Genomic DNA, 9,089 nt, shown 5'->3' with positions numbered 1-9,089 from the left:
CAAAATCACTATGCCACTACAGGCTTGGTAAAGAGCTAATAGGAGCTTTAAAGAAAGGATTGATTCTTTACGTCTTAAAGCCGGGAGAGTTAGCTGATGGAACACTTGAAGGGGCTATCGCTAGTGGTGAAATAGATGAGAATGAGCTTATTCTTTATCATCATACCAACTCAAAAGAGAACCTTGATTCCATAGTTGCTACTCAAACCCTAAGAGCCTCTTTTGGTGAGAAAAATGCCCGTTGTGGTCCGGGGTAATATTTTACTGATATACACCCCGGAATGGTTGCAGCAGAAACCGTTGCAGGCCTCACTAAAGATGACATTACTCTTGGGAACATGTAGAAAGGACAGGCAGCAAGATTACTCTTTGGTGATGCCCGTAAAAAAGCAAGTCTCAATTATTATTTAAGAATAGGTGTTGGTGGTTTACCAATACAAAATCCGAGACCCAACGTTTATTACCTTCCTAATGATAAGCCACTTGACCTACGTGGGCGAATCAAAGGGTACGGAGCTACATTGGATTCAAAATGATGACTAAAAAATATTTTAAAGGCCCTACAGAGTCGACGCTTGGTGAAGGTATCGTCTATACCGAATTTGATGGCGAGGTCGCCGCCAGGCAGGTCGAGAACTTTGGTGGTAAATGGTACTCATCTCGTCATGAGTACCATGATGAAATAGGTCCGGGACTGTACGATGGTAAATTATCTGACTTAGACTTATCCGATTCCGTTGAAATATCTTCGGACGATTTTGAACTAGTCTGGCAGGAGTCGGAGTAAGATGCCTGTTAAGTTTGTCAGGGGTGACATGTTTCAAACACCTAAACTTAAGTCATTTGCTCATGGCTGTAACTGTGCTGGTGCTATGGGTAAAGGTGTAGCTATCGAGTTTAAAAACAACTGGCCTAACATGTACTCTTCCTATAAGGAGCGGTGCAAATCTGGCCTCTTCAATCCCGGTGATGTCTTTACATGGGTTGAAGGCGAAAACACAATTTTCAATCTTGGGACGCAAAGAACTTGGAGAACAAAAGCAACACTTGATGCTGTAGCAATATCCTTAGCTTCAATGCTGGCTATTGCAAAAACTAAAGGAATTAAGTGCATAGGAATTCCGAGAATCGGTGCTGGCCTTGGTGGATTAGTGTGGGATGATGTAAAGGCAATAATTCATGAAGAAGTTCAAAAAAGTGATGTAATGCTAATTGTCTTTGAAGAATTTGTATCAGGCCTGGATGCTAGCCAATCTATAGAGTGATAGTGAGCACAAGAAAGACACCCATTTGAAATGTATCATGGATGGTGCATTTGCAGGTCGATGCAATAATTAAACGCCAGGACACGCAGTGTAGCTGGCCAGCAGTGTTACTGCTGTAAAACAACCCTAAGCCCAAAGCCTATCCAGGCTTCGGGCTTTTTGCTATTTACTAGTACTGAAGTTGTCCGCCGTTTTGAATAAACTGCACGTAATCCTGCCAGGCTTGCTCTACGCCTATACCCAGTATATCGGTGAAGACACGGTCAAATGACCAGGTGTAGTTGGTGTAGTCTACCGCCGACTGGTTAAACTTGCGGATAAACAGGGGGTCTTTTTCCTGTTTAATGTAGTGCAGGAAGAAGCCGGTAGTGGTGTATCCGCCCAGCCACTTTTTAGGGTTGGTGATGTCCGGTTGTCTGGTTTTATGAAAACCCGCGCCAATCCGCACAGCATCTGCCAGGCCTTCGGTATAGGCCCAGTAAGGACCGCCGTCACCATAACCGTCGTGTGTTATTGGAGAGTTGTTATAGCCATGGGTAACCTCATGGAATAAGATGCCGTCAATTTCGTCGCGGATCGCGTTGTCGTCGTTGTTTCCTTCCCGGTAGACTTTTTCCAGATGCTTAGTACTGACGGCAATGGTCATCTCACCGGACCCATCCTGGCCGAGTTTATAGGCCACAAAGTCGTTGCCCCAGGCGTCTTTTTCTCTGAGTTCAAAACGCAGGTGTCTGAAACGTTGCGATTCTTTCGGGTCGGTATAGAGCACTTTGGCCACATCTACACAACGCTTTGCCATATGGGCGGCCGGATCGCTGATGATGCGCTTCACTAGTTGCGAGCCCGCAGTTTCTGGGTTCATATCAACAAAATCGACCACCGGCTTATCCCAATTACCGCCGCCATTGTCGCTTTGTTCTTGTATATTGATGGTGTAACGGGTGGCAGACCAGCCATAAACGGAGACATACAAGTTGTTGCCCTGAGCCTGACAGGATTCCGCAGCTGTGGGCGAGGTGCTGGCACACTGGTAGTTGTTGGTGGTTGGCTGGCTACCCAGGCCGATATACAGATCGGCATCACCGCTACCTGAGGTGGTTGCCAAGACCTTTCCCGCTACATTGAATGGCCCATAATGCTGCCAGCTCCCTTTACTGAGCGACTGGCTGTCTGTGAGTGGCAGAGAATCTCCCGGTGGTGTCGTTCCTCCCAGCAATTCAATTTCTGCCAGCTGCAAAATTCCCGCGCCCTGATTGGCAGTGACGTTCAGCTTGTAGTGGCGGTAGGCCTGATTGTTCGTAACACTATACTGACGAGTCTGATAGCGTGCAGAAAAGATCTGATTGGTTTGTGTATCAAGTTCGTACCAGGTGTTGCCATCGTTAGAGCCTAATAATTGCCAGTCCTGCGGGTCGCGACTCGCCGCATCGTTGGCGGAAGTCAATGTGTAACCCGATACTATCTGAGGGGTATTGAACTGATAAGCTATCCAGCCTGTAGGCGTGAAGGTCAGCCATTTGCTGTACTGAGAATCGTCAAATGCCTTGCTGCGCCCTTCAGCTGTGCCATTCTCCCCACTGGCGGTGATAATCCCTGCATTTGGCTGAGTCAGGTCGGTACTTGCGAAGCTTAACGGAGCTATAAGCGCTCCACTTAGGCACAATGCCAGCGTGAGTGGATTTAAGTGTTGTGTTTTCATCCTGTTGCTCTCTTTTACATGTTGTTTTTTATAGTGTTGCACTTAATTGTATCGTTCCAATTTATTTCTGGTTGGTAATGGGTTTCTTCTCGTTGTAGAGGCAGAAAGTATGAGTTTATTTGAATTGGAACGATCTAAATATTGCGCTTAATGTAGGAGTTGTCAAACTTATGTAAATAACAATTTGATTTAAAATTAAGCAGTTTGGTTATAAGTAGCCCAGTACTTTTCCCATTTTCCTCTTTGATTGAACGATAAAGTCAAGCAATAACAGGCTGATAACAATCAGGTTGTTTGTGAATTGAGCGCTGGAAGAGGACATGCTGATATCAGCACCTGGATGGCCTGTTCAGTCCTACTTTGAGGTGAAATTGCGTTGATGGACAAGGTTTCCTTTTGGGAAATTGGAAACCTGTTTCGGGATTACTGTGGTCGATCTGGCATACAGTGCACGTTTAAATCTGGCAAAGGCCAGGCTTACTGGCTTTTGTCTACCTTTTACCTTTCTGTTCTTGTTGCCAGGCCCAGATAGGCGGCTTTGTCAGTAGCTTGAATCTGTGTGTCCAGCTTGGTGCATTAATGAGTTGTCTGAACAACTTTGTGTACCCGCCAAAAAAGATGGTAAGTGGATTTACGCTGTTAATTCTTGGGAAGACGCCATATCTGACTTGTGCTTCTTCCCTGGCAAAGGTGCCAAACAGCTTGTCCCAGATAATAAAAATGCCTGCATAGTTTTTATCCAGATACTGTTTGTTGGTAGCATGGTGCACCCGATGATGAGAAGGGGTATTAAAGATGGCTTCTATCGGGCGAGGCAGTTTCTTTACGGTTTCTGTGTGCAATAAAGTTTGATAGACCTGCACGACCACCTCGGCCAGCAAGATGATAAACGGATGGAAACCCATAAGCGCCAGCGGCAGGTAAAAAAACAGCGGGAAAAACCAATCCATTGGACCATGACGATAAGCAACGGAAATATTGAAATGTGGTGAGCTGTGATGAACGGTGTGTGTTGCCCAGGCAAAGCCGTTCTTATGTAAAAAGCGGTGCTCCCAGTAATAAGCGAGATCGGCCAGCACAATACAGCACAATATGGTCCAGGGTGTAAGTGGCAGGTCTACAATTCTGAAATTATCATAAACGTAGAAAAATATACCAACATAAGTCATCGCAACCAGCGTGACCAAAAACATAAACAGCCCAAGAGTCACAAAGTTGGCAACACTGTCACCAAACAGGTTTCTGGTAAATTGCTTTTTACAGGCGTACCGAAGCATTTCAACAATGAACAAGCCCAATGCAATGACCAAAAACCAGTCGTCGATAAAGACTTCGAGCCACCAGATATCGTCTGCTGATAGAGCAAGGGTTAGCAATTCCATGGTTTACTCTCCATAACCTACCAGCAATTCAGAGCTCGTTATTGTACTGTGGTCTGACAGGTAATGGATCTCAACAACCCTATTTATTGGTCTGCGGTAATCGATTTCTTGCCATGCTAGTGCGATATCTTGAACGCTATGCTTTTTTCTTGATAACAGCGGCTCATAGCGCGCAGCGTCGAGCGTTACGGTGTCCTCTGCAGAAGAAAGGGCATCTATGGAATAGCCGATGGTAATAGTGGCTTGAGCAAAGTTAGCAGAGAAGTCTTTATACAAAACATAAACCGCGAGTGGCTGCTTTATCAGCCGGCTATTTAAGGCCGTATTGGTATTAAAATCCTGCCATAGCTGTTGCACTTTATCTGTGGGTAAAGTGGCAGTATTTCCGGAGATCACCAGTGTATCCAGAGCAACCATTAAGGTGCCTTGTTGTTGTGCCGTCGCTTCAGTCGCTACATTCGTGCGTGTTGCTTTAAGGGACGATTGTTTCTGAGTTACTGTTTGGGGTTGTGCTGAGGAAAGCGCTTGTACAGGCATTGGCTGTAGTAAAGCAATTCCCCAAACTGACATGGCAATGATCCCTGTGACTACCAATGAGCTGGCTAGCTTCATATCTAAATCCTATCGATGTGTGACGAATGAAGCATAGCCTAAATTTTGAGTCTTAAATTGTCAATGTGAAAATTTATTTCTTTCAAGTGGTCGATTTACGCCAGTGTGGTACAAAGTAGTTTGGAGGCGGCTTTGAGCTTATAAACCTGATCAACCAGGGTGAGAGGTAAAAAAGATTCTGACAGCAGGTAATTCGCGTAAATTCCGTGGGCAACCAACTCCACTTTATCTGGGTTAGCATCCGGGTATTCGTGACGTAAAACATCGCTGATAATCGTAATAAACTCATCCATGATACTGGTCTGATCTTGTTTGATAGCTGGCAAACGCTTGGCTTCTGAGAAGATGGCTTCACCGATAATAGTTGCGTTGATCCTTTCCTGAGAACCGACAGTGAATAAAGCATCTATGATTGATTCAATCTTATTCGTCGAGGGAAGCCAGTGCAAAACTTGTTGCCATTGTTCAGAATACCGGGAGCGTAGCCGGGTACTCAGTGCGCAAATGATATCGTCACGGTTACCGATATAATGACGCAAAATGGTGCGTTTCACTCCCGCGGTTTCTGCGATATTTTCAAGTGACGTTGTTTGGATCCCATATTTCAAAATACAGGCTTCAAGTGCATCCAGTATCTCTTCAGTGCGTTGTGCCGCCATACTTGGTCTTGCCATGGTTTCTCCAGTTTTGCTATTTCAGTCACTATATCAATTGAGGTTTGATTGTCATATTGACAATCAATGGTCTTGCAAGTTATGGTATAAATTATCAATGTGAAAATCTATAGTGAGGAAGTTTCAAATGTGGATAGGATTGCCCTGGAGCTATTGGCTTGGTTTTGGATTACTGTTGTGGTTACTCAATGACCTGGTAAGAGGGGTCAGCTATTTGTGGCATCCCTATGTGCGAAGTGAGCAGCCCTACAGGTACTGGTTGACGATATTTCTCTGGGCATTGGTAGCTGCATCATGTTTTGTCTACCCACACTGGCCATATGCTTGATTATATTCACACTGTGCTACTCACCAAGGATAATATAGGATATCTATGAAAATATATTTCTGATGGTTTAACTGTTTTCTGCCTTGATTTTTAAATATGTTAGTGGTTTTTATTTGTGGCGTTTTTAATTGTATTCTGCTTTTATAGTGATGGTTTAGGTTGTATATTATAATGCAATAAAATATTAAAGCAGGCTACAGCATAATGCCTGCATGCTAACTGTTATTACCAGTCAGATACTGAAGTACAGAAAGAAACACTTGTTTCGCGATCTTCGTGAGAGTTGCTGTGACGGCTAGCCATGCCTACAAGCGCGCCGTTTGAACCCAGGTGCCAGGGTTGGTCGAAGTTAGTTGGGCCTACATTCGAACAGGTTTCAGCACTTAGCGCAAAACCATTTGCTGAAGACTCAGCCATAGCGGCACAGGCGAACTTGAATACGCGATCTTCATGTCTGTTGCTGTGTACACTGTATACACCAACCAAGAACTTGCCTGCCGGGCAGGTATAGTTGAAAGCCTGATCGTACGAGTTTACATAGCCAGTCCAGCTGACTGTTTTACGGTAAATACGTGCACCACCAGACGTAGTGTACTTGCCACACTCGATGTTAAAGCGACGGTCTTCTTTCTTGTTGTCGTGGTAGCTTGAGATTGACTTGATAAACATGTTACTAGGACATGTGTATGATAGTACGGCATCAAAGTCGTTCAGGTAACCTGCGTTGAACGTACTATACAGGCGGAGTGAACCACCTGCTTGTATTGAGAAGTCAGATGTTGACAGTTCAGCGTTCGGAATGTCAGCTTTTAATGTCACAACGCCATACTCAGAAACGTCATTGCGACTTTCAATCAATGCAATGATTTCATCGATATTGTTAGCCTGTGACGCTGGAATTCTGTAGATGCTGTCTCCCAGGTTATACTCCATATAATTTGCCGTTTCCTGAGCTGCAAATACACCCGTTGTAGCTACTGCCAAAAATAATGTTGCAATTTTTCCAATAGAACTAACTTTCATCTTGATAATCCTTTTTAGGGTTTTAGTTTAAGTGATTCAGTAGAATCGGGGTATATTTGATGCTTTGGTGTTTAAATTGTCAATTTCATTTATATTAACCTTGGGTTTCTATTTTATGTCTTGCTGATCTTTATACGCTGATCTGAAATTGTTGTTTGTTGAGGATAATTGGTTTTTCTTGACTAGGGCGTTTGTTTTTTAAGCTAATAACGGTGTTTTTTCATCCGTTTGTTTTGTTATGTTGTTCAATTAACTTTTTCTTTATTGGCTAATAGGTAATAAAAGGTCGCCTTATTCTATTTTATTATATTGATGCCCCCTTTGGGGCTAATTTTTGGGTGTACAGGTGGTAGCTGAGAACGTTTTAGAGAGTACAAAGTGTGTACAGGTGTGCCCGGAAAGTGTCATATTGATTGATGTAACGAGATAAGCTAAGGCTTTTGGTGTGTAGTTACGAGTGGCTGCCCACGCGCGTCGCCGTTGAGGATTGATTACAGATGTGGCTTTCATTTTTATAAATGTTCATTTCTATTTAATCTGATGGCATAAAAAGAGCGCTCAACATCGAGCGCTCAAAGCCTGTTTACCTGATAAAAGATAAAGGTTGCTTGTTATTTCATGTTTGCAATGTCGTCTTTTGTTGCATTCACGGTTTTCCAGGCGTACGACTCGCCCTCAACACCGAAAGGATATCCGTTTGCCGTCCAGTTAGGGTTTGAGAAGTAGTCATACTGAGTTGCACTGCCAAAGACATGCGGATATGCCATGATGCTGGTGAAGACATTATAGACACCATGTCCCATACCATCTTGGTATACACCACCCGATGTGTCACCCTGTCTGCGGGCGTGTGTTAAACCCTGGTTGTGGCCTAGCTCATGAACAAAGGTGGTTGCACCACAGTCTACAGCGGTAATGGAATACATCTTGTTGACCTGAGACGAGTACAAATTACCATTGCTGCCCTGACCAACCCAGGCAATACCACAGCTAATGAGATTGCTGCCCGCAGATGAACCAACACCCAATAATGCAACCATGTCAGCATTATTGGCATCACGATATTGTGCAATAGATGCGCTGTCCGTCAATGCGTTTAACCAGTTTTCGTCAGCTGTTACCTGCGCACTGCCGATTGAAGCTGACGCAACCAGATTGAGTCTTAAGTCAATTTCGTTTTGGCTGTAAACCTGGTTAGAAAATGAGATCAGTTGATTGATTTTCGTTTGGATATTCGATGTATTGGCTGCCGCTTCATCACTATACAGAATAGCAATATCGATTGTATTCGCCTGAGTTAAACCTGAGGCTAAGATGAGCGCCGTCGCTAGGATTGCTTTTTTCATATTGATTTTCCTTACTTCTTACTTGTTGTTTGAGTGTTGATAGGCGGGGAAAAGAGATCTTTTGCCCCTTCTGCAGGCGCACGTTCTTGAGGCGTGTGCTCCACATGATTCTTATACAGGTCGCGTTTTGCGGCTATCCAGCCATGTTTGCCATGGGATTCAAAAACATAATTGCCAGAAGGGACAGTGAATTGCCCGTAAATGGCATCACTGCCTACCGTCATCACAGAATTATGAAAGCGGTTATCCGAGCCGGTGACTTTTGCAAAAACACTTTTGTCACCGTTTGGAAATACATCCACCTGGGTGACTTCTGCGCGATGCATTTCGGTGGTCTGTGGGATGGTTAAGTCAAAGGTGTCGCCAACCTCCAGTTGCTGCATGGCTGCAAGGTTGAATTCGACATAGGCTTCTTCACTAATATCCCTTACCAGCACACCTGCTTCTGTTAACACGGCTCTTGCGTCATCAGAAATTGCTGCGATTTCCCCAATATCTAACGGCAGTCGCTCCATGTCCTGCATAATTTCTTTTGTTGTGTTTGAGGCAATTTCTATTGGTTGCTTGGGTGAAATTGAAACAGCAAAGGATTCTGCCTTGTCTGTGTTTTTATTCACTATTGGTGCATCTTTTTGCATAGGTGCGGTGTGTGCAACTTCTGGAGTGGAACTGGAAAAAAGCCAATATGATATAAATATACCTATTAAAACAAGTGAAAATGTCAGTTTCTTCATTTTTTATTCTTCGGTTGGCTGGGGGG

The 9,089-nt window shown here is 44.1% G+C and carries 10 protein-coding genes; 3 read left to right on the top strand and 7 right to left on the bottom strand.

All coding sequences use genetic code 11. The features are described from left to right. The 3 genes from CWB99_RS24125 to CWB99_RS17345 form a co-directional block, all read left to right on the top strand. The coding region (locus tag CWB99_RS24125; RefSeq protein WP_171045374.1) for a hypothetical protein at positions 1–257 on the top strand (257 nt) is incomplete at its 5' end. Positions 258–532: 275 nt separating this feature from the next. Further along, positions 533–787: a hypothetical protein gene (locus CWB99_RS17350; RefSeq protein ID WP_138551150.1), complete on the top strand. Its 255-nt coding sequence runs from the start codon at positions 533–535 to the stop codon at positions 785–787. Position 788: 1 nt separating this feature from the next. Next, positions 789–1,265, top strand: coding sequence for a macro domain-containing protein (locus CWB99_RS17345; RefSeq protein ID WP_138551151.1), 477 nt, complete (start codon positions 789–791; stop codon positions 1,263–1,265). Positions 1,266–1,434: 169 nt separating this feature from the next. On the opposite strand, the gene CWB99_RS17340 is transcribed toward CWB99_RS17345, so the two are convergent. The 7 genes from CWB99_RS17340 to CWB99_RS17310 all read right to left on the bottom strand — a co-directional run bounded on the left by CWB99_RS17340 (position 1,435) and on the right by CWB99_RS17310 (position 9,063). After that, entirely contained in the window at positions 1,435–2,964 is a 1,530-nt protein-coding gene (locus CWB99_RS17340) for a basic secretory protein-like protein (RefSeq protein ID WP_138551152.1), read from the bottom strand. Positions 2,965–3,455: 491 nt separating this feature from the next. Then, positions 3,456–4,346: a sterol desaturase family protein gene (locus tag CWB99_RS17335; protein WP_138551153.1), complete on the bottom strand. Its 891-nt coding sequence runs from the start codon at positions 4,344–4,346 to the stop codon at positions 3,456–3,458. 3 nt (positions 4,347–4,349) lie between these two features. After that, complete coding sequence (locus CWB99_RS17330) at positions 4,350–4,958, bottom strand: hypothetical protein (protein ID WP_138551154.1); 609 nt, start codon at positions 4,956–4,958, stop codon at positions 4,350–4,352. A 95-nt stretch (positions 4,959–5,053) separates the two neighbouring features. After that, positions 5,054–5,632: a TetR/AcrR family transcriptional regulator gene (locus CWB99_RS17325; RefSeq protein WP_138551155.1), complete on the bottom strand. Its 579-nt coding sequence runs from the start codon at positions 5,630–5,632 to the stop codon at positions 5,054–5,056. A 553-nt stretch (positions 5,633–6,185) separates the two neighbouring features. After that, positions 6,186–6,983 (bottom strand): dermatopontin-like protein, encoded by a 798-nt coding sequence (locus CWB99_RS17320; RefSeq protein WP_138551156.1) that lies wholly within the window; start codon positions 6,981–6,983, stop codon positions 6,186–6,188. A gap of 611 nt (positions 6,984–7,594) precedes the next feature. Further along, entirely contained in the window at positions 7,595–8,329 is a 735-nt protein-coding gene (locus CWB99_RS17315; protein ID WP_138551157.1) for a zinc-dependent metalloprotease family protein, read from the bottom strand. Positions 8,330–8,340: 11 nt separating this feature from the next. Further along, positions 8,341–9,063: a hypothetical protein gene (locus CWB99_RS17310; RefSeq protein WP_138551158.1), complete on the bottom strand. Its 723-nt coding sequence runs from the start codon at positions 9,061–9,063 to the stop codon at positions 8,341–8,343. Positions 9,064–9,089: the final 26 nt, after the last annotated feature.

This window comes from Pseudoalteromonas rubra (assembly GCF_005887095.1).
Lineage (GTDB): Bacteria > Pseudomonadota > Gammaproteobacteria > Enterobacterales > Alteromonadaceae > Pseudoalteromonas > Pseudoalteromonas rubra_E.
Note: the sequence above shows the minus strand (reverse complement) of the source record. Positions and strands in the feature narration are given on the sequence as shown.

What these genes read in the sequence shown, in the direction of transcription:
- CWB99_RS17350 (WP_138551150.1), top strand. Translation starts at nt 533, where the DNA reads ATGATGACTAAAAAATATTTTAAAGGCCCTACAGAGTCGACGCTTGGT.
- CWB99_RS17345 (WP_138551151.1), top strand. Translation starts at nt 789, where the DNA reads ATGCCTGTTAAGTTTGTCAGGGGTGACATGTTTCAAACACCTAAACTT.
- CWB99_RS17340 (WP_138551152.1), bottom strand. Translation starts at nt 2,964, where the DNA reads ATGAAAACACAACACTTAAATCCACTCACGCTGGCATTGTGCCTAAGT.
- CWB99_RS17335 (WP_138551153.1), bottom strand. Translation starts at nt 4,346, where the DNA reads ATGGAATTGCTAACCCTTGCTCTATCAGCAGACGATATCTGGTGGCTC.
- CWB99_RS17330 (WP_138551154.1), bottom strand. Translation starts at nt 4,958, where the DNA reads ATGAAGCTAGCCAGCTCATTGGTAGTCACAGGGATCATTGCCATGTCA.
- CWB99_RS17325 (WP_138551155.1), bottom strand. Translation starts at nt 5,632, where the DNA reads ATGGCAAGACCAAGTATGGCGGCACAACGCACTGAAGAGATACTGGAT.
- CWB99_RS17320 (WP_138551156.1), bottom strand. Translation starts at nt 6,983, where the DNA reads ATGAAAGTTAGTTCTATTGGAAAAATTGCAACATTATTTTTGGCAGTA.
- CWB99_RS17315 (WP_138551157.1), bottom strand. Translation starts at nt 8,329, where the DNA reads ATGAAAAAAGCAATCCTAGCGACGGCGCTCATCTTAGCCTCAGGTTTA.
- CWB99_RS17310 (WP_138551158.1), bottom strand. Translation starts at nt 9,063, where the DNA reads ATGAAGAAACTGACATTTTCACTTGTTTTAATAGGTATATTTATATCA.